Source organism: Actinomadura oligospora ATCC 43269 (genome assembly GCF_000518265.1).
GTDB classification, from domain to species: Bacteria; Actinomycetota; Actinomycetes; order Streptosporangiales; family Streptosporangiaceae; genus Spirillospora; species Spirillospora oligospora.
In genome coordinates this window covers 562848-581362 of sequence record NZ_JADG01000003.1, presented here as the reverse complement: position 1 = coordinate 581362, position 18515 = coordinate 562848, and the positions used below count along the sequence as shown (strand labels likewise).

At 70.6% G+C, this 18515-nt stretch carries 15 protein-coding genes; 5 read left to right on the top strand and 10 right to left on the bottom strand.

The window, feature by feature from the left end; all coding sequences use genetic code 11:
* Positions 1–20: 20 nt before the first annotated feature.
* The 3 genes from P696_RS0102290 to P696_RS42705 all read right to left on the bottom strand — a co-directional run bounded on the left by P696_RS0102290 (position 21) and on the right by P696_RS42705 (position 4989).
* Positions 21–1439 carry an amidase gene (locus tag P696_RS0102290; RefSeq protein WP_026411058.1) on the bottom strand — a complete coding sequence of 473 codons (1419 nt, stop codon included), beginning with the start codon at positions 1437–1439 and terminating at the stop codon, positions 21–23.
* A gap of 326 nt (positions 1440–1765) precedes the next feature.
* Complete coding sequence (locus tag P696_RS0102285) at positions 1766–4261, bottom strand: ABC transporter permease (protein ID WP_026411057.1); 2496 nt, start codon at positions 4259–4261, stop codon at positions 1766–1768.
* Positions 4261–4989 (bottom strand): ABC transporter ATP-binding protein, encoded by a 729-nt coding sequence (locus P696_RS42705; RefSeq protein WP_034482737.1) that lies wholly within the window; start codon positions 4987–4989, stop codon positions 4261–4263. The genes P696_RS0102285 and P696_RS42705 overlap by 1 nt, the downstream gene beginning before the upstream one ends.
* A 185-nt stretch (positions 4990–5174) precedes the next feature.
* On the opposite strand from P696_RS42705, the gene P696_RS0102275 reads away from it, so the two are divergent.
* A complete protein-coding gene (locus tag P696_RS0102275; protein ID WP_051466617.1) occupies positions 5175–6365 on the top strand; it encodes a sensor histidine kinase in 1191 nt (396 codons plus the stop codon).
* Positions 6362–7045: a response regulator transcription factor gene (locus tag P696_RS0102270; protein WP_026411055.1), complete on the top strand. Its 684-nt coding sequence runs from the start codon at positions 6362–6364 to the stop codon at positions 7043–7045. The genes P696_RS0102275 and P696_RS0102270 overlap by 4 nt, the downstream gene beginning before the upstream one ends.
* A 12-nt stretch (positions 7046–7057) precedes the next feature.
* Here the strand turns inward: P696_RS0102270 and P696_RS0102265 are convergent, their stop codons facing one another.
* Positions 7058–7471 (bottom strand): VOC family protein, encoded by a 414-nt coding sequence (locus P696_RS0102265; RefSeq protein WP_211245584.1) that lies wholly within the window; start codon positions 7469–7471, stop codon positions 7058–7060.
* Positions 7472–7495: 24 nt separating this feature from the next.
* Between P696_RS0102265 and P696_RS55575 the strand changes: the two genes are divergently transcribed.
* Positions 7496–7657, top strand: a complete 162-nt coding sequence (locus P696_RS55575; RefSeq protein WP_157429472.1) for a hypothetical protein — start codon at positions 7496–7498, stop codon at positions 7655–7657.
* A 501-nt stretch (positions 7658–8158) separates the two neighbouring features.
* Here P696_RS55575 and P696_RS42700 read toward each other — a convergent pair.
* Both P696_RS42700 and P696_RS0102250 read right to left on the bottom strand, forming a co-directional pair.
* Positions 8159–9181 (bottom strand): ArsR/SmtB family transcription factor, encoded by a 1023-nt coding sequence (locus P696_RS42700; RefSeq protein ID WP_051466615.1) that lies wholly within the window; start codon positions 9179–9181, stop codon positions 8159–8161.
* A gap of 499 nt (positions 9182–9680) precedes the next feature.
* A complete protein-coding gene (locus P696_RS0102250; RefSeq protein WP_026411053.1) occupies positions 9681–11138 on the bottom strand; it encodes a helix-turn-helix domain-containing protein in 1458 nt (485 codons plus the stop codon).
* A 794-nt stretch (positions 11139–11932) separates the two neighbouring features.
* Here P696_RS0102250 and P696_RS51930 point away from each other — a divergent pair.
* Positions 11933–15433 carry a WD40 repeat domain-containing serine/threonine-protein kinase gene (locus P696_RS51930; protein WP_051466613.1) on the top strand — a complete coding sequence of 1167 codons (3501 nt, stop codon included), beginning with the start codon at positions 11933–11935 and terminating at the stop codon, positions 15431–15433.
* 297 nt (positions 15434–15730) lie between these two features.
* Positions 15731–16324 carry a hypothetical protein gene (locus P696_RS0102230; protein WP_026411051.1) on the top strand — a complete coding sequence of 198 codons (594 nt, stop codon included), beginning with the start codon at positions 15731–15733 and terminating at the stop codon, positions 16322–16324.
* A 118-nt stretch (positions 16325–16442) separates the two neighbouring features.
* On the opposite strand, the gene P696_RS0102225 is transcribed toward P696_RS0102230, so the two are convergent.
* The 4 genes from P696_RS0102225 to P696_RS0102210 all read right to left on the bottom strand — a co-directional run bounded on the left by P696_RS0102225 (position 16443) and on the right by P696_RS0102210 (position 18445).
* Positions 16443–16868, bottom strand: coding sequence for an SHOCT-like domain-containing protein (locus P696_RS0102225; protein WP_026411050.1), 426 nt, complete (start codon positions 16866–16868; stop codon positions 16443–16445).
* Positions 16869–16887: 19 nt separating this feature from the next.
* Positions 16888–17148 (bottom strand): hypothetical protein, encoded by a 261-nt coding sequence (locus P696_RS0102220; RefSeq protein WP_026411049.1) that lies wholly within the window; start codon positions 17146–17148, stop codon positions 16888–16890.
* A complete protein-coding gene (locus tag P696_RS0102215; protein ID WP_026411048.1) occupies positions 17145–17507 on the bottom strand; it encodes a DUF2089 domain-containing protein in 363 nt (120 codons plus the stop codon). The genes P696_RS0102220 and P696_RS0102215 overlap by 4 nt, the downstream gene beginning before the upstream one ends.
* A 98-nt stretch (positions 17508–17605) precedes the next feature.
* Positions 17606–18445: an endonuclease/exonuclease/phosphatase family protein gene (locus P696_RS0102210; RefSeq protein WP_026411047.1), complete on the bottom strand. Its 840-nt coding sequence runs from the start codon at positions 18443–18445 to the stop codon at positions 17606–17608.
* Positions 18446–18515 lie beyond the last annotated feature (70 nt).

Sequence of the window (18515 nt, the reverse complement as noted above, 5' to 3'; positions counted from 1 at the left end):
CCGTCCGTTACCGCCGCCGTTCAGCGCCTCCTGATGCCGGATTGAGGGATGCGCCGGTCCCAGGGCATCGCCTGTTCCAGCTGGGCCGCGATCTGGAAGAGCAGGTCTTCACGGCCGTAGGGCGCGACGATCTGCACTCCGATCGGGAGTCCGCCGTCGCCCTGGCCGAGCGGCAGGCTCATCGCGGGCTGTCCGGAGATGTTGAACACCATGGTGAACGGGCCGTAGTCGAAGATCGACTGTAGCCAGCTCGTCAGGGTGTGGCCGGGGTCGTCGTAGCGCAGGGTGCCGTGAGGCGCCGGGAGCCGTCCCATGGTGGGCGTGACGAGCAGGTCGTACTCGGTGAGGAACGCGCCCGCCGACCGGGTCACACGGTTCTGCGCGCCGAAGGCGGCCAGCATGTCCAGCGCGGGGTACTCCCTCGCGACTTCCAGGGCCTCCCGGGAGACCGCCTCCAACTTGGCCGGGTCGGGCTGCCGGGGACTCATGAGCATTGTCGAGGCGATGGCCACGACCGTCGCCGTCGCGCACTGCATGACGTCGTCCCAGTCAAGGACCGGACGGTCCTCGACGACGCCATGCCCCATGTCCTCCAGCATCCGTCCCACCCGGACCGCCGCCGCTGCCACCTCGGGATCCACGCGCGCACCCGACCACGCCGCCGTGGTCACCGCCACGCGCAACGGCGCTGGTTCGGTTCCCAGGTCGTCGGCGTAGGCGCGTCGTGGAGGCGGCGCGGTGTACTTGTCGCCGACGCCCGGCCCCTGGACGGCGACCAGGAGGTGAGCGGCATCCCGGACGGTTCGTGTCAGTGCGAACTCGTAGGCCATCCCGAGCATCAACTCCCCCATGTCGGGCCCGCACGGAACACGTCCCCGGCTCGGCTTGAGCCCGACGAGACCGCAGCAGGCGGCCGGGACCCGGATGGATCCCCCGGCGTCGCTGCCATGGGCGATCGGGACGGCACCGGCGGCGACCAGCGCAGCCGCGCCACCGCTCGACCCGCCGACGCCCCGATCCAGATCCCACGGATTGCGCGTCGGCCCGTACCTGACCGATTCGGTGGAGAAGCTGATCGCCATCTCCGGCACGGTGGTGAGGCCCAGGGTGACCAGGCCGGCGGCGCGGAACCGGGCCATCAGATCGGTGTCGTGCTGTGCGACGACACCCTGGAGGGCCCGGCTCCCGAGGGTGAACGGGACGCCCTTCGCCACCGGCCCGTGGTCCTTGATGAGGAACGGCACCCCGGAGAAGGGCCCGTTCTCAGCGTGCTCGAGCGCCGGGCCGAACACCGGCAGCGCCAGGCCGTTCACCTTGTCGTTCGCCACGGTCAGCGCCTCGCGCGCCGCGCCTTCTACTTCTTCGGCGGTGACCTCCCCCGCCCTGATCAGCCTCCGCAGCCCGATCGCGTCGTACCGCGCGTATTCGTGAAGTTCCATGTTCGGCCCCTCTGGCGTCCTCGACGCCCACCTCGATCACAGGGATCCGCGTTCTCGGACCCCTCGTCGCCAACTCGGGTCGGCGGCGTCCGGCGATCCGCGACGCCGCCGCGACAGGCAGCACCAGCAGGAGGACGCTCCCAACCGGGCCTTCGGGCTCCGGGCCGTCCCCTGCAGGAGATCGAGGTGCATCTACGCTCGGTACATCGCGCTCAGCCTCACCCGAGCCCGTTCCCGCAGTCAACCGAAATACGGCCGTCCCACAGGACATCGGCACGCCCGCGGGCCTGTGACCTTGGCCTTCCCTTGGGACGTGGAGACCGGACTCAGTCGGCCGCGATGGCGTCCAGGACGTTCAGCCTGGACGCTCGCACGGCGGGGACCAGCGCCGCCGCCAGGCCCGCGAGCCCGACCATGGCGACGATGCCGACGATGGTCGGCCAGGGGATCGCCAGGACCTTCTCCGGGCCCCTCTGAAGCGCCGCGCCCCAGGCCAGGCCCAGGAGCAGTCCCTCGGCCGCGCCCACGAACGCGATCAGGACCGATTCGAGGGCGACCAGCCGGCGGATCTGCGAGCGTCCGGCGCCCACCGCGCGGAGCAGGCCGAGTTCCCTGGTGCGTTCGGTGACCGACAGGGCGAGGGTGTTCGCCACCCCGAGCACCGCGATGCCGATCGCCATCGCCAGCAGCACGTACACCGTGGCCAGCAGTCCGCCCACCTGGCTCCGGACGAACGCCTTGTACGCCGTCCGGTCCTGCACCGTCACCTGCGGCTGGGTGGCGAGGGCCGCCTTCAGGGCCGTTCCGACCTTCGCGGGGTCCGCGCCCGGCGCCAGCGCGATGTAGAGCGCCGTGTCCGCAGCGCCCGGGGACAGCCTCGCCAGGGTGTCCAGGCCCACGGTCGCCGCGGTCCGGTAACGGCCGATGCTCATCCCGGCCGGTTCCTGTTTCTGGATCGCGCCGACGGTGAGCGTCGACGGCGGCCCGCCGGACGCCTGGACGCGCACCTGGTCGCCCACCTTCACGCCGAGAGTCGCGGCGACCTCGTCCACCAGGATGATCCGGCCGCCGGTCAGGGCGTCCGGGGCCGAGCCCGCCGTGTAGACCTCGCGCATCATCCTGGGGAAGGACGGCTCGTCGCCGTAGAGCCTGAGCTCGGCCCGTCTGCCACCGGAGGTCAGCGTGGCCCGGACGATCTTCTCCCTGACCACGCCGCCCACACCCGGCACGCGGCGCGCGGCGGCCGACACCTCCGCGCCGAAGTGCGCCGCGCCCCGCCGCCCGGCCACCATGAAGTCCGCGCCGAGCATGCGGTCGACGCGATGGGACGCCGACGTGGTGGCCGAGGCCGCCGAGACCGCCAGCGACGTGGCCACCGCGATGCCGATCACCAGCGCGCCCGCTGTGGCCGCCGTCCGGCGGGGAGCGCGCAGAACGTTCTCGCGGCCGAGCCTGCCGATCGGGCCCGGCAGGCTCGGCACGGCCAGGCGGAGCAGCACCGGTCCCAGGACCACCGCCGCCAGCAGCGTCAGCACCATTCCCAGCACCGCCGCCGGACTCCCGAGAACCAGCAGCGCCGCGCCCGCCGCCCCGAGGAGCGCGCCGACGACGATCCGGCGACGCCGCGCGGGCGGGGGCGGCACGGCGGCCTCGCGCAGGGCGGCGAGCGGCGGCACTCGGCTCGCCCGCCGCGCGGGCGCCAGCGCCGCGAGCAGCGTCACCGCCAGGCCGACGGCGTACGCGACCGCCGGTGCGGTGACCGAGATCGTCAACGGGGTGTGCTTCAGGCTCGGGGCGTACTCGGCCAGCGCCGCTTTCGCGGCCAGGGCCAGGGCGATTCCGGACGGCAGGCCGAGCGTGGAGCCGCTCAGTGCCAGCAGCGAAGCCTCCACCAGGACCGAGCGCTCCGCCTGACGGCTGCTGGCGCCGATCGCGCGCAGCAGGCCGAGTTCGCGGGTCCGCGCGGCGGTCAGCATCGAGAACGTGTTGAAGATGAGGAAGCCGCCCACCAGGACCGCGAGACCCGCGAAGCCCAGCAGCGCCGTGGCCGCGAACCCGACCGAGTCGCCCATCCCGGCGGGACCGACGCCGCCGCTTTCGGGCCGGGCCTGCGCGGCGCCGCCCAGGGCGGCCGTCAGCCGCTCGGCCAGGACCTTGCGCGGCACGGCGGGGTCGCGGGTCACGCGGATCGAGGTCAGCGTGCCCGGCTCGGCCATCAGCCGTCGCTGCGCGGTGGCCAGGTCGAGCCAGATCCGCGTGTTGCCCGGGTTGACGCCCTTGAAGTCGGCCAGGCCGGTCACGGTGGCCTGGAACGTGCCGGGAACCGCGACGATCCTGAGCGTGTCCCCCACGCGCACGTGCGCCTGTTCCGCCGACACACGGTCGAGGGCCACCTCGCCGGGCGCGGCGGGCGGACGGCCCGTCCCGATGCGGGCCGGAGACCGCGAGGAGACGTCCCAGTTACCCGCCAGGACGGGGATCGCCGCTTTGAAGCCGAGTCCCGAAAGGCGCGCGCCCACGTCGACCTTGGTGCCGTGGGCGTCGATGACGGCGACGTCGTCCACGGTCACATCCGGATCGGCCGCGCGGACTCCCGGCACGGCGCGGACCTTCGGCAGCAGAGTCTCGGAAACGGCTCCGGCGCCCCCTTCCGCGCTGACCGTCGCGTCGGGGGCCCGTCCTCCGTCGCCGTAGGTGCCGGAGAGCGTCTCGGTGAGGATCACCGAACCGGTCACGAACGCCACCGACAGCAGCACCGCCAGGAACGACATCGCCAGTCGGCTCTTGTGCGCGAGCAGGCCGCGCAGCGTCACCTTCAGCATCAGCGCGCCCCCATGCGGTCCAGGACGGCCTCGGCGGTGGGCGAGTCCAGGTCACCGGCGATCCGTCCGTCGGCCAGGAACACGACGCGATCGGCGTAGGCGGCGGCCACCGGATCGTGGGTGACCATCACCACCGTCTGGTCCATCACGTCCACGCTGCGGCGCAACAGGCGCAGCACGTCCGCGCCCGAGCGCGAGTCGAGGTTGCCGGTCGGCTCGTCCGCGAAGACGATCTCGGGGCGGCCCGCCAGCGCGCGGGCGCACGCAACCCGCTGCTGCTGCCCGCCCGACAACTCCGCCGGGCGATGGCCGAGGCGGTCCTCCAAGCCCACCGCGACCAGGACCTGGTTCAGCCAGGCCCGGTCGGGACGGCGGCCGGCGAGGTCCAGCGGGAGGGTGACGTTCTCCAGCGCGGTCAGCGTCGGCACCAGGTTGAACGCCTGGAAGACGAAGCCGATCCGGTCGCGGCGCAACCGGGTCAGGTCGCGTTCGCGCAGCGTGGTGAGCTCGGCGTCGCCGAGCCAGACGCCACCCGCGTCGGCCTCGTCCAGTCCGGCGAGGCAGTGCATGAGCGTGGACTTGCCCGAGCCCGACGGGCCCATGATGGCGGTCAGCCGACCGCGTGAGATGTCGATGTCGACCGCGTCGAGCGCGGTGACGCGCGCCGCGTCCCTGCCGTAGGTCTTGACCAGGCCGCGAGCTCGGGCGGCCGGTGGTGGATTCGTCATCGTGGCTCCTTTCCGATGCCGGGTCCACGCTGCCGAGGGTCGGGGTCGCCGCGAATCGGACCGCGGACCACACTCGCGGACGCGGCCGAGGACGCAGGCGTGACGAGCGCATCAGCCCATGGACCAATCCCGCGTTCCACCCCTGGACGGACGGCCGCGGAGGAATCGGCCAGTACTTTGGGGCTGTGGACCCTCGGCCGCCGCTGCTCAAGCGGCTGACCTTCGCGCAACTCGTCGCCGTCGACGTCGTGATCGCCGGACTGCTGCTCGTCCTGGAACGACCCACCGGCCAGCAGCTCGACCGCGCCGGGCTGCCCACGGCGGGCTGGTACGCGCTGGCGACGCTGCTTGCCGGTGCGGTGGCGATCCGGCGGCTCTGGCCATGGGCGGGTCTCGGCCTGTCGGTCGCGGGATTCCTCGGCGCGGCGTCCTACGGCTTCGACAAGTCCCCCACCCTGGAGATCGCCCTCGTGCTGTACACGGTGGGCGTCGCACTGCAACGGCAGGCCGCCTTCGCGGCCCTCACCGTGGCGCTGACCGGGCTGAGCGCGGGCATCGCGCTGGCCGAACCGGAGCGCGAGCTCACCGACGGTTCCACCCTCGACCTGTGGGCGGGTCACGGCATCCTGCTGACCGGGTTCTGGGCGGCGGGGCAGATGGTGCAGGCCAGGAGGCACTACGACGAGGGCCTGCACGAGCAGGCCGAACGGCGGGCGCGGGCCACGATCGACGAGGCGCACCGGACCGTCACGCAGGAGCGGCTGCGGATCGCCCGCGAACTGCACGACGTCGTCGCCCACAGCATGAGCGTGATCGCGGTCCAGGCGGGCGTCGGGAACCACGTGATCGCGCGCCATCCCGCCGAGGCCGCCAAGGCGCTGGCCGCGATCGAGACCACCAGCCGCGCGACGTTGCGCGAGATGCGCGTCCTGCTCGGCGTGCTGCGGGAGGAGGCGCCGCCGTCACAGGACGCCGGGTTCGAGTCGACGCCCGGACTGGCCGACCTGGACGCCCTGGCGAACCGGACGGAACAGGCCGGGCTGCGCGTGGAACTGCACGTCCAGGGTGAACCGCGCAGGCTGCCGCGCGGGGTCGACCTCGCCGGGTACCGCATCGTCCAGGAGGCGCTGACGAACGTGGTCAAGCACGCAGCGACGGACTGCGCCCGCGCCCGCGTCATCTACGGGACGGACGAGGTGGAGATCGAGGTGACCGATGACGGCCGCGGGTCACCCGGGACGCCCCCGGCGACCGGGCACGGGCTGATCGGCATGCGCGAGCGGGCCGCGCTGTACGGGGGCGAGTTCACGGCGGGCCCGTTGCCGGTGGGCGGATTCCGGGTGTGGGCGCGGATCCCGACCTGCGAGCTGCCGTGACGCTGCGGGTCGTGGTCTGCGATGACCAGGTGCTGGTGCGGGCCGGGTTCCGGGTCCTGATCGACACCACCGAGGGCTTGGAGGTCGTCGGCGAGGCCGGGAACGGCGCCGAGGCGGTGGAGCTGATCCGGCGCACCCGTCCGGACGTGGCGCTGATGGACATCCAGATGCCGGGGATGGACGGGATCGAGGCGACGCGGCGCGTGCTCGGCGGCGAGGACCCGGTACCGGTCCGGGTGCTGATCCTGACGACGTTCGACCTGGACCGCTACGTGTTCGCGGCCCTCCAGGCAGGCGCGAGCGGCTTCCTGCTCAAGGACACCCCGCCGACCGACCTGCTGACGGCGATCGAGGTCGTCGCCGCGGGCGACGCCCTGCTGTCGCCACGGGTGACCCGGCGGCTGGTCGCGGAGTTCGCCAAGCGTCCGACGGTGGCGGTGGAGGCCGCGGAGCGGCTCGCGGACCTCACCGTCCGCGAACGCGAGGTGCTGGTGCAAGTGGCACGCGGCCTGTCCAACACCGAGATCGCCGCCGAGCTTTACGTGACGGTCGCGACGGTGAAGGCGCACATGGGGAAACTGCTGATGAAGCTCGCGGCCCGCGACCGCGCGCAACTCGTCATCGCCGCCTACGAGGCAGGTCTCATGACCGCAAGCCCATCGCCCGGCCACACGCCTTGACCTAGCTGACGGTCAGTCGTCGGCTTCGATGGCGAAGGTGTTGCCGTCCGGGTCCTGGAACCACGCGATACGTCCGCCACCGGCCCGGGGCGTGATGCCCTTGTCGTCGTGTTCGAGCTGGTCGTAACGCATGAACTCGACGCCGGAGGACGTGAGTTCGTCGACGATCCGGTCGATGTCGTCGACGTACCACGTCGCCAGCGTCGCGGGCGTCTTCCCAGCGGTGACCGACTGGTACACGTTCAGCGCCGGACCACCGCCAGAACCATAGACCCGGCTTCCATCGGCGATATGGGCGCTGGGCCCGGACCACAACGGCCGCAGACCCAGCTTGCCTTCGTAGAACGCGACCGCCTCCCGAATATCGGAAACAGCGATCGACGTCCTGACCTGAAACGCACTCAAGGGCATGATCAACCCTCTCACACGCCGACCATGGGCCGGAGAGCGGTGCGCCAGGTCTGCGACCAGAAGTGTGACCGGTCGGTCGAGGTCGATCTGCTCGATGATGCCGCCGGCCAGGCCGGGGCCCGTACCGGCGATCTCAACGCATCCGAACTCGCCCGACGCCGGTCGGTCGGCGCGGCGGTCATTGATCCGGCGTGGGCCTGAAGGACTGGACTAACGACGTCAGGGCGAGTGGCATCAGCGGAAAATGGATCTACACCTACCAGAGTCCACAGTGGACCAGCAGCGTCCGGTCCCACGGCAAGGTCCAAATGTGCTTCTACGTAACAGGCAGTCGCCTGTCTCAGGGGTATGTTCTGGAATTTGTGCGCAAGGTAGGCGCTCCATTCCCGCACAAGGTGCTCATGTGGTCCCAGCGCTATTGAGGTGCGAAGCACAAGACCTGCACGGGCTGGAAGTCGGGACATCACGACAAGGTGTGGGCCGCGATATTGCCCTACCACTCCCCGAGGGGGAACGCCAAGGCGCAGATCTGGATCTACACCCCTTGATCTCGCCGGCCGAACCGCCCGTCGACCACGTGTCGGCGGGCGGTTCGCCTGTCAGGGGCATGGGTCCGTTGCGGACTGACGGCATACACACTGAGTCTGGGTTTCGTGGAGCTGTAGGACGTGGATAGATTTGGCGAGGCGGTCGGGCATTGAATCAGCGGTGGTCTCCGCCCGCCTCCGGCCGGAGGAGGCTGCCGTTCAGCAGGGCGGCTCCCAGCGGGGTGAGTGTGTGACGGACCTGGTTGCTCTCGCGTTCGCTGGCGATGAGCCCGGCCTCGCGAAGCACCTTCGTCTGGTGGCTGGCGGTGGGGACCGGGATCGCGGTGCGTCTGGCGAGTTGGGTGGTGTTGCAGGCGCCGAGGGCGATCGTCTCCAGCACGTGGGTCCTGGTCCGGCCGAGTAACGCGATGATCGCCCGGCTCCGGCCAGTGGACGCCTGGCCGCCCGCAGCCGCCGACCATCGGGTCTCATGGGCGACCGGGAACGTCAGCACCGGCGGGAGCTCGGGGTCGAGCAGGGTGACCGGCGCGCCCCAGCAGAAGACGGACGGCTGCAGGACCAGTCCGCGCCCGTCCAGGACGACGTCGTGATCGGCGGGGTAGTTCAGTTCCAGCACGGGATAGCTCCACCTCGCCGAGGGGTGGAGTCCGCCGAGCACCTCGGGCCAGCCGCCTTCGGCGTGCGCCTTGTTCCGCAGCGCCAGGTCATGCCGGACCTCGGTGCTGATCCGGTCCCAGTCGGGTGTCAGGCATGTCTTCGCGTAGTCGGTCATGGCGTCGGCCACCCTGCCGAGCGTTTCCGTTCGTCCCTCGGCCAACCCCGCGAACCACCCGGGGAGGGGACGTCCGGGGTGCCGCGCGGCCAACTCGGCCAGGTCACCGCGCAGCCGGGTGCTGCGGGTGCCGCGCAAGGCCTCCACTCCGTCCCGCAACGTTCCCGAGGTGGTGGTGGGGGTGAGGAAGTCGACGGCGTACCCGGTGGACGGCACCAGGTCGGTCAGCATGCGGGTCGATTCAGGGACCTTCGGTCCGACCCGGCGCCGCCACGGCCCGAACACCGCCGCACCATGCGGTCGCCGTAACCGGTACAGGCTGAGCAGCCCCTCCCACATCGCGTCCGGACCCTCCGCCAGCCGCGTCCGTGGCAGGTCATCACCGGTGAAATGGATCCTCAGCATTCGCAACCCCCGTGACACCGAGCCCCGCGAACCTCAACGGCTGTCACCGCTGGACGCCTCGACCGCCGGACTCCTCGATCTGATTCAGGCGAAGCCCGTCGGCTTCATCGCCGAACCAGGCCATCCGGCCTCGTCGCACTCGAACCCGCGAAAGGGAGCTTGTGGTGCCCTGATGTCAGGGTTTGACGGCGACTCCGTCGGAGGCCGTCACCTCAGTGCGACGCAGCCACCCGGCTGGCGTCGTACTTCTGGGTGGGCGAACCTACGGACGGCCGTTGGCGCCGAAAATGATTGTGGGCGGGCGAGTGCCTTGGGGGCTGGGGAGCCGGTGTCGTCTTCCGAAGTCCTGTGCGCTGGGGCTGTTCTGTGGTGGGACATGAGGAACTCTGCCGCCTCGGGGAACACCTCGCCAGGTTGTGTTTGCACTGTGATCAGCGCCGCCGGTTCCCTTTTGGCGACCGAGGAGGGAATAGACGCAGGGCGAGAAGGCGGGTTTCGGTCATCCTTCATCGGTGTGGCGATCGACGATCCGGACGGCGAGCTGCATCTCGTATAGCGCGGACGGCGCGTTGAGCAGGGAACGTTGAAGGATCCGCTCGATGCGGAGGATCCGTTTACGCGTGGCCGGGACCGAGAGTCGCAGTGAATCCGCGGTGCTGGGCAGGTGTCCGTTACTGCTCAGCCAGATCCGCAGGGTGTGCGATAGGCGCGGATCATCATTGCCGATTTCGGACAGGCGGTTCTGGGCCCATTGGATGACGTGCGGCGTGGCGAGAAGCCGGTCAAGGATCACGTTGTCGGGCTCGTCGGATTCCCCGGCCCGCCAGGGCTGGCCGAGGAGGCGGTGCGCGAGGTGGAGTTCGGCCTGGGTGGCGAGGTCGCTGAGGTCGCAGTCGAGGAGGTCGGCGATGAGTCGCAGCCGGGCGGTCAGGGTGTTGCGGTGGATCTTCAACTGCCGGGCCGCCCGCGTGGAGAAGGCCAGCCACGAGGCGAGAGTCGCCTGAAGCTCAGCGGCGTCCGGATCCTGGGGGCGGCGGGGACGGTGATCGAGCAGCGGCTGGACGCGCGTGGTCGCCCACCGGACGCCGGCCGGGCCGATCAGGGCCGCCAGTTCATCGCGGGGGCTGAACGCCGCGCACCGTGCGGCGGTGTTCCTGGCGACCGCGAGCGCATGGAACGCCTGTTCGTATCCTGTCGCGATGTCACCCAGCGGCACCGCTTGGCCGGTCCCGACGTAACAGTGCCGCCGGTTCGCCGCGAGGGTCTGCAACGCATGCTCCAACGGCGCGTCCGCGTCGTCGGGGCCTGCCGGAGCCAGGATGATGAGATGCCGGGTGTACACAGGGCAGCGGATCAGCCACACGTGGCCGCGTATGGCCCGCTCACACTCATGAAGGCATTCGTCCCTGAGCCGCGGGGGACACTCGATGATGTGGACGCGCGTGACGTCGGGCAGGTGTGAACCAAGGGCTTCGGTGACGCGCCGGGCAGCAACGACATTGCCGACCAGCAGAAGGTGCAAGGCCGCTTCGTGACTCTGCATGTTCGCCAGTTCCACCTGGTCACGGTGTCGCTCGAGTTCCTCCAGCCGCCACCGCAGCCATAAATAGCCCGACGCTTCGGAGACCAACTTTCGTCGTCGGGGAGAGAACGGTTTTTCGCAGGCGACGATCAAAGTGATCTGAGGGTCCTCGCCACCGATCGCCGAGACCCACACGGTATGTGCCGTGGCGTCCATGGCCGCCGACCCGGCCTTCCCCGCACAGACGCGCCGGATCCCCTCCTCCGCCAGCGCTGAAAGCTCCGCCGGCCACCGGGAAGAGACTTGAAGAGGTGTTCCACTCGCGTCCGCCAGCAACACATAGCCGTTGATCTGCAGCGCAAGCCACCCCAGCAGAGCCTGTAAACCTTCCGGGCCCATCACCAGCCGTCGAATCGTCTCTGACTGGCCGACCACTTGTTGCCCTCCACCAGGACCAACTGTCATCTCGAACCGCCTCCCACCAAAACCCCATCGGCCGTTTCCACCTGGAGCCCCCAGCGGACACCCAGGCGGCGGGCTCTTGCCGTCATGGGCGCGCCACAGCCCAGCTCGTCCCCACCCTTCGCCGTCGATCCGCACGATCGCCTCAAGTGCCTGCTGGCCGGAAAGCCTCCAAGCCGCCACGCATTTTCACCACAGTGAAAACGCGTGGCGCAACACCGTTCAGAGTCTCAGGCTTGCCTCTGCGCATTCCACGCTTACTCCAACGAGTCCAGAATGCAGCTGTTCGCGTGCGGCCCCGGCGACAACGGCACCAACTGCACCGCGAACTGGTAGCCCCGCGGAACGGCCCAGTCGCCCGCGCAGGTCACTGGGCCGTCGCAGGTGGGCCCGCGATGCCGTCCGACTACGCGACGCACCTGCAACCGACGCGCGCCGAAAGTCTCGCCCCGACACGCGGATGCTCCGCCCACACGTCCCTGTCCGGCAGGTCGGGCAAGCCGAGCGGGCGTCCGGGGAGGGTCTCCCCCGTCTCGCGCGCTTCCATGGCGGCACGGTTGGAGACGGCCTGTGCCGAGTGCGCGGCGGTCGCCGGGTCACGGCGGGCGCGCTGGTCAGCAAGGACGCGCTGGGTACGGGACCACGCCCTGCAGGCGCGGTGTGCGGGCGGGACGAGGTCTTCCACGGCGCCGGTGCCGAACAAACAGTCAGACATGAGCGTCTTTCTGAGATGATCACCGGGTTCCACCGGCAGCGCGAGGAGACCCATGGCCGAACCGCTCCACCCCGGCGACCCCCGCCAGCTCGGCTCCTTCTACCTGGACGGACGGCTCGGCGCGGGAGGCCAGGGTGTCGTCTACGAGGGCTACGGGCCGGGCGGCGAACGGGTCGCCGTCAAGGCCCTGCACGGCGTCCTCGACCGTGACCGCGAGACGCTCCGCAAGGAGACCTGGGCCTGGCGGAAGGTCGCCGCCTACTGCACCGCCAAGGTCCTGTACGCCGACCTCGACGGCCCGATCCCGTTCGTCGTCAGCGAGCACGTCGCCGGGCCGAACCTCCGGCAGGCCGTCACGCGCGGCGGGCCGTACGGGCCGGACGAGCTGCGCCGTCTGGCGATCGGCCTCGCCACCGCGCTGGTGGGCGTCCACCGCGCGCGGGTCGTGCACCGCGACCTGAAGCCCGAGAACATCCTGCTGGCCCCGGACGGGCCGCGCCTCATCGACTTCGGGATCGCCCGGATCGAGGAGCAGCCCACCACGACCGGCCTGCTCAAGGGCACCCTGCGCTACATGCCCCCGGAGCGGTACCGGGGCGAGCACGGCGACGCCAAGGTGGACGTGTGGGGATGGGGCGCGGTCGTCCTGTTCGCCGCGACCGGACGGCACGCCTTCACCGGCGACACCGCCCCCGTGATCGCACGCCGGGTGGAGACCCACCACCCCGACACCTCCATGCTGGACGAACCGCTGCGCGCGCTGGTGACGGCGTCGCTGGCGAAGGACCCGGCCGACCGTCCCGACGCCGAGGACCTGCTGCTCGGCCTGGTCGGCGCGATCGACCTGAAGGAGGCCACGCGCCGCGCCGTCCCCGACGACCGGCCGCCCGAACCGCCCGAGCCGTCCCGCGCCGAACTCGCGGAGGTCGTGTTCACCGGCCTGGGCGTCCGCGAACAGGAGGCCGTGCCGCAACTGCTGCTGCGGCTGGTCGCGCCCGGCGAGCGCGCCGAGGACACGCTGCGCTCGGCGCGCCGGGACGAGTTCGCCGACGGCCAGGTCGACGACCAGGTCGTCGACCGCGTGCTGCGCGACTTCACCGGCGCGGGCGTCCTGGTCTGGACGGACGACACCGTCACGCTGTCCAGCGCCGCGCTCATCCGCGCGTGGCCGAGGCTGCGCGAATGGGCCGACGGCGAGCGCGCGGGACTGGGCGTCCACCAGGACCTCGTGGACGCCTCCCGGCTCTGGCACGGCCACGGCCGCAAACGCAGCGACCTCTACCAGGGGACGGCCCTGGAGCGCGCCCAGTCGTGGGCCGCGACCGGCCGCCGTCACCTGACCCTCAGCCTGGTCGAGCGCGGCTTCCTGGACGCCGCCGCCGCCCTGTCGCTGCGCCGGGGACGGCTGCGGGCGCTGGTCAGCATCGGCCTGTCGGTCCTGCTGGTCATCGCGATCGGCGCGGCCGCCGTCGCGATCGACCAGCGGCGGACCGTCGTCGGACAGCGCGACCGCGCCGCGTCCGCGCAGGTCGCGGGGCTGGCGCAGTCGCTGCGCCGCACCCGTCCGGACCTGGCGCGCAGGCTCGCCGTCGCGGCCGGGTCGATCGCCGACACCCCCGAGTCGTGGTCGGCGCTGTTCGCGCTCCGGAACCAGGTGGAGCGCAGGTCCGTCCGGCTGCCCGACTTCGACGCGATCTGGTCCGACCTGGACGGCTCAGGACGGCTGCTGGCGGCGGCAGGCGGGAACCAGGCCGGGGTGTGGGACGCCGACAGCGGACGCAAGGTCGGCTCCTTCCGGACCGCCGCCGGAGTCGGCGGCGTCGACCTGTCCGACGACGGCAAGACCCTCGCCGTCCGCGTCCTGGACGGGACGATCGCCATCCTGTCCGTCCCCGGCCTCAGCGTCCGCAACGTGATCCGCTACAAGGACCAGGGCCTGGTCAACGCGGCCGAGCTCCAGCTCAGCCCGGCAGGCACCTACCTGGCGGCGTCCGAGACCGGTGCCTACCGCAACGGGATCACCGTCTGGGACACGCGCACCGGCCGACAGGCGTTCCACGATCCGCGCATCACCGGCTTCGTGTCGTTCTCCCCGCAGGAGACGGTGCTGTCGATCAAGTCCCTCAAAACGGTCACCTGGACCGACCTGCGAACCCGCAGGAAGCTCCCCACACCCGACTTCCACATCGGCAACGAGCCCAGCTTCCAGGCCGTCCGTTTCAGCCCGGACGGCCGGACCGCGGCACTCCCGGGCAGGGACGGCGTGCGCCTGGTGTCGATCGACACCAACACCGTCCAGGAGGTGAAGGGCCCCGAGGACGTCACGCGGGCGGACCAGACCTTCAGCCACTCGGGCGAGTTCATGGCGACCCAGCTGAACCTGTGGCGCATCTCGCCCGACGACGGCGTGGTCATGCGCTACCCGACCACGATGGACGAGTGCGCCCCCGGGACCTTCCGGTTCACCGCGCGCGACACCGAACTGCGGTGCACGAGCGGCGACGGCGTCCTGTTCTCCCTCGACATCACGCGCTACACCCGGCAACCCGAGAGCCGATCCAGCGAGTACAACCAGGCGACCTCCAGCCGCGACGGCTCCACGATGGCGGTGCTCAGGGACGACGAGGCCGTCGAGATCTGGTCGACCAGCCCGCTCGCCAAACGGTTCGAGCTGCCGAAGGAGCAGTTCAGCACGGGATCGGGTCTCAAGCTCAGCCCGAACGGCCGGATGCTGGCGGTCAAGACCGGCATGGGCGACGGAAAAATCGACATCTGGGACCTGTCGAAGCGAACCCGCATCGGTTCCCTCCCCGGCGCCGTCACCCAGTACTCGGACCCGGTCGTCGAGAACGTGGACTTCGCGCCGGACGGACGGACACTCGTCCGGAACCGTCCCGACGACGCGGGCAGGTCCCTGTCCTTCTGGAATCTCTCCCCGATGCGCCAGATCCGGGAGATGCGCGGGGAGCCGTGGGGATGGGGAGCGGTGGCGTTCCGCCCGGACGGCGGCGCGGTGCTCTCCGGCCACACGCTCGTGGAGTTCCCGTCCGGAAAGGTGCTGCGGCGCGGCTCCACGGGCCTGACGGCGGGCCGGTTCAGCACGGACGGCAAGATGATCTTCGACGGCCCGTCCGAACTCCGCGGCAGCGTCTCCTTCTACGACCCGTCCACGCTCGCCCGCACGGGGTATGTCCTCCGCACCGGAGACCTCACCCCGACCGGCCGCGCCTCCCTGCCGGCCCACGACGCCCGGGACCGCGTCCTGGCCGTCGCCTACGGCGAGTCCGACTCCGACGGCGAGATCAAGCTGTGGGACCTGCGCACCCGCACCCCACTGGGCATCCCGCTCACCGGCCACCGCCGCACGGTACTGGCCATGGCGTTCACCCCAGACGGCCAATCCCTGGTCAGCGTCGACTCCACCGGCGGCTTCCGCACCCACTCAGTCGCCCCGAAACGCCTAGAGGCCGAACTCTGCGCAACAAGCGGCGCCCTAACGAAATCAGAATGGAAAACCAACATCCCCGACGCCCCCTACCGAAAAACCTGCTGACCATGCCCCCCGGCAAGGCCCCACCACCGAACCACTAACCACCCGGACGGCAGCACGAACCAAGCGGGACGAAGACCGTCGTGCGCGTCCTCAACCGCTGGCACCGCCAGGCCCGGCGAGCGACCGCCGAGAACTCATGAAGTCCCATCTCGCGACCAAGCTGTATTCACGACGGTCGCCAAGCCCGGAGCCTGTGCGTGGTGGATCACGACCACGGGGACGCGGGCTCGCGGCCGGGGTAGACCAGGTGTCACCAAATCACTCCGATGCGTCGCGGAAAAGCTCTACGGTGCCGACATGAGCGACCCCGACGCACCCACAGTCGAGTCCGAAGAGGGACCTGAGCTGGTCCGGGCGTGTTCCGCCGTCACCAAGCTGCGCCTCCGCGAGCGAGACAAGATCAAGGAACGCTTCCCCGACGCACACATCTACGACCTCCGTCATCCTGACCAGCTGTGCGAGTTGCCAGCAGGACATCCGGGCCCGCATGCCATCGACGTCGCCGACCACTACCCCGACGGCCAGGTGTGGCTCCGCTGGGAGGACGGCGACCGGCCCAGCAACTCCATGGACGACGGTGCCCACCCCCGCGACCCGGTGCTGGAGCTGCGCCCCAGCTGCCCGGCCGAGATTCCCCCCGCCGAGGGCGAGACGGACGAAGTGTTCTGCATGTGGTTCCAGAACCACTGGGGCGCGCACTCCTACGAGACCGACCACGACGCCCAGACCCGCCAGTGGTGGCAGACGCACGAGCCCTACCGCGAAGAACGGGAAGCACTCCACGCAATGCTGAGCAGCGGCTCCACACCCCTCGGCCCCGGCCCCGGCTACTGGGACCAGGGCGGCTTCTGGCTCAGCGGCCACCGCCCCCGCCCACCCCACGCACGCTAACTCACCCAAAAAAGCGAACCCCGCCCAGGCCCCGGCGAGCAGCAGGACAGAACAGCCGACAGTCCCCTACGAGGGTTCGCAACCCTGTCAGCCAGGTCGCTTTGGGGGGAGGGGTGGGTTATTCGCAGGTGATCTGGACTTTGCTGGTGGGGTCGTTGATGTCGACGGTGACGTCGTCCAGGTGGTCGATGAGGGCTTCGAGGTCTTGGGGCTTGAGTTGGGTCAGGTCGATCGGAACGCCTGACTGTTCGAGGCCGGCGTTGACCTTGGTGAGGGCCTGTGGGGGGATGAGGGATGCCAGCCGGACGCCGGCGCGGAGGAGTTGTAGGGGGACTCGGATGTTGACGGAGGTTGGCCCGCCGGGGTCGTCGGTGGAGTTCACCACTACGCGCAGGTATTTGGGGCGAGTCTTCGTGCGAGGTGGGGCGCTTGGCGTCGGGTCGGGGTGCTGCCGTCCCAGGGCGTCGAGGAGGCGTTCGGCCTCGGACGCGGTGATCTTGCCTTCGGACAGCATCTGCAGGATCTGGCGGCCCTGGTCGTTCATCGTCGTGCTTCTCCTCGGCTCATCGGACGCTGACCAGGAAGGCCGTCGTGCCCTCCTCGAGTTCGAAGCTGGCGCCGGGCAGTGCCCACAGCACGCGGCCGATGCCGAGCAGCGCGGCCGTCGGGCTCACTCGGAAGATGAGGCACGCGACCAGTCCGGCCAGGACGGCGAACAGCAGTAGCGGCGAGACCAGCAGGACCAGCGGGAGGACGGGGAGGAACAGCCTCCGTCGGCGGCCGTTGGATCGGCGGTAGCCGACCGTCACCAGTTGGGGGATCATCGGGTCTTCTCCAGTTCGGTCAGCGCCTCCTCGGCGCTGATCTCGCCGCGGCGCAGGCGGTCGATGACGTCGGCGCCGGTGGGTTCGGGGTCGGTGTCGACGAAGTCGAGTTGCTCGGAGATCCGGTTCAGCCGGGACTTCACGGTCGGGTAGCTCACGCCGAAGACGCGTTCCATCTCCTTGATGGAGCCGTGGGAGCGGACGAACGCGGCGACGAACACCTGGTCGTCGGCGCTGAGCCTGGCCAGTTGCGGCGGTTCGAACCGTCCTTCGATCACGACGTCGCTGTCGGCGAGGCGAACCCGCTCGACCGTGAACGGCCGTCCCTGTGTGAGGTCCGTCAGTTCCTGCCAGTCCACCCGCGGCCCCTGTCTGGCTCGTCGTTCAGCTGTCACTTGATTTTCTTAATGTATCAAGGCGGCGATGTTGATTTTACTCACTCCGTCTGAGGATGGGGTCAGTAGCGGAGGTCGGCGACGACGCCGTAGTGGTCGGACGCCATGACGCCGTCCACCGGGGAGGTTCCGAGCAGGTCGCAGCGGACGGGGTGGCCCGCTCCCCCGCCGCGTGGCCAGGCGGTCAGGACGTAGTCGATTCTGCGGTCGGGCCACAGCACCGGGCGGGCCCAGGGGTTGGCGTTGGACCAGGTGTGGCCGGACGTCCCGTCCCCGGCCGTCTCCCACGCGTCGTAGAAGACCAGGCCGGGCGCCGCCACTGCGGTGCGGCCGGTCAGCATCCTGATCTCGTCGCTGTCCGGGACGGCGTTCAGGTCTCCGGCGACGACCACGGGGGCCTGTGTGTCGGCCTCCTTCCGGACGAACGCGCCGAGGTCCCGGACCTGCTGCTGGCGCTGGGTGCTGTGTCCGGGTTTCCAGCCGAGCGTCACGCCGAACACCTGGAGCGGGCCGCGCGGGCCCTCCGCGTGGGCGAACACGGCGAATCCGCCGTCCCAGCCGTCCTGGTCGCCGAGGCGCTGCTCTCCGAGCCGGGTGAGCGGCCATCGCGAGAGGACGGCGACGCCTGAGAGCGCGTCGGCGGCGGCCATCTCGTCGGGGACGCCGCGGAAGACCCGGTGCGGCAGGTTCAGCCGTGCGCCCAGGCGGTCGGCTTGTGACTCCCCGGCGTCCTCCCATGCTTCGATGAGCACGACGACGTCGGCGTCGGCCCCGGCGAGCACCGCGAGGATCGCCTGCTCACGCTCGCGCCAGGGGCCGAACCGCGCCCACACGTTCCAGACCGCGACGCGTGCCGTGGTCTCGATGAGCGGTCCGTAGGGTTCGGTGATGTCGTAGCCCATGGCCTGAGAATCGCATCCGGGCCGTCCGCGGCCCAGCGTCCACCCTTCGAAATGGACGCGAATTAGGCAC

Coding starts and splice junctions, on each gene's coding strand:
- P696_RS0102290 (WP_026411058.1), bottom strand. CDS start 1,439: ATGGAACTTCACGAATACGCGCGGTACGACGCGATCGGGCTGCGGAGG.
- P696_RS0102285 (WP_026411057.1), bottom strand. CDS start 4,261: ATGCTGAAGGTGACGCTGCGCGGCCTGCTCGCGCACAAGAGCCGACTG.
- P696_RS42705 (WP_034482737.1), bottom strand. CDS start 4,989: ATGACGAATCCACCACCGGCCGCCCGAGCTCGCGGCCTGGTCAAGACC.
- P696_RS42700 (WP_051466615.1), bottom strand. CDS start 9,181: ATGCTGAGGATCCATTTCACCGGTGATGACCTGCCACGGACGCGGCTG.
- P696_RS51930 (WP_051466613.1), top strand. CDS start 11,933: ATGGCCGAACCGCTCCACCCCGGCGACCCCCGCCAGCTCGGCTCCTTC.
- P696_RS0102230 (WP_026411051.1), top strand. CDS start 15,731: ATGAGCGACCCCGACGCACCCACAGTCGAGTCCGAAGAGGGACCTGAG.
- P696_RS0102225 (WP_026411050.1), bottom strand. CDS start 16,868: ATGAACGACCAGGGCCGCCAGATCCTGCAGATGCTGTCCGAAGGCAAG.
- P696_RS0102220 (WP_026411049.1), bottom strand. CDS start 17,148: ATGATCCCCCAACTGGTGACGGTCGGCTACCGCCGATCCAACGGCCGC.
- P696_RS0102210 (WP_026411047.1), bottom strand. CDS start 18,445: ATGGGCTACGACATCACCGAACCCTACGGACCGCTCATCGAGACCACG.